Below are 375 nucleotides of genomic sequence, written 5' to 3'. Positions count from 1 at the left end.
CGGGAGAGTTGGTAGCTGGCGCGAACATTACGTTGCTGACGGGTCATAGCAATGTACGTATTACGAGTGTGGCCACGAGCAATGGCGCCTGGTCTTTGTCAGGCACTACGTATACATTTACTTCGAGTGGGGATAATGCGAATATCTTATACACGGAGCTTCAGAATTACTTAGTGAATTATTCGGTTGAGATTAAGTCTGCGCGCGTGGGTGGTACGCAGGTGGGCAGTATTGTGTTTGATGCTGGTGTGAATATGGTGACTGGTCAGAACACGAATGCGTTGAAGGCTTTGACTATTACGAGTGGCGGCGAGGTTCAGTTCAATTCGGGTTTGACGATTCGTTTGGGTAGTGGCTATTATAATTATACGGGCT

Annotated in this window: 1 protein-coding gene; it reads left to right on the top strand. The window is 47.7% G+C overall.

Features of this window, described 5'->3' with window-relative positions:
• On the top strand, positions 1-375 hold a 375-nt coding region (locus tag V7S75_RS12060), incomplete at both ends, for a hypothetical protein (protein ID WP_459514233.1).

It is taken from the genome of Aquirufa sp. TARAVU-A1A, from assembly GCF_054558675.1.
This window is presented reverse-complemented; position numbering and strand designations above follow the sequence as displayed.